General features: G+C 76.2%; 1 protein-coding gene. It reads left to right on the top strand.

Features of this window, described 5'->3' with window-relative positions:
* Nucleotides 1-240: 240 nt before the first annotated feature.
* Nucleotides 241-540, top strand: coding sequence for a hypothetical protein (locus tag ACYVPE_RS39980; protein WP_461038753.1), 300 nt, complete (start codon nucleotides 241-243; stop codon nucleotides 538-540).
* Nucleotides 541-630 lie beyond the last annotated feature (90 nt).

Raw genomic sequence — 630 nt, 5'->3', positions numbered from 1 at the left:
AAACCCCGCGCGAAGCGCGGGGCACCCACCCCAGCCCGGCGGCGCAGCCGCCCCCACCGCGCGAAGCGCGGAAAGGGGCGGGTGGGCGGGGAAAAGCCGCGTCGGGCGTGGGGCACCCGCCTCACGGGCCAGGCGGCGCAGACGCCTCCGCCCCCGCGGAGCGCGGGGGGAAGGGCGGGTGGGTGGGGAAAACCCCCCCACGCCCTCCCCTCACGGCGTACTGGCCGGTAACCTGCCCCCATGAGTGACACCGCTTCCGTCCCACGCCACGTGACCAAGACCGTCCGGCGGTTCGCCGAGGAGCACGGCGGAGCCGGCGGGCAGATCGCCTATCTGGGGGCTCGGGGGTACCGGCTGGTCCTCGTGGGGGAGGACGGCGCATGGGGGGATGTCGTGGCGGCCAGCCGCGACGTGCTCGAGGCGGCCGCGGCGGCCGCCGGCGTCGAGGTGCGGGAGGCGTTGGACGGGGAGTTGGCGGCCCGGTTGCGGACCGGGCCGCGGGAGTGGCGGCGGATGGCCGGCATCCAGCTCGGCGGCTAGGGCCTGTCTTTTGGATCTTCGTGGATCAGGCCTTGGCTCCCCCAGGCCTGGCGGCCTGGGTGGGGGTGCCCCCTGCACGGAGTGCTTGGG

The organism is Streptomyces mayteni, from assembly GCF_054783955.1.
The sequence above is the reverse complement of the archived record's forward strand: the minus strand, read 5'-3'. Positions and strand labels throughout refer to the sequence as shown.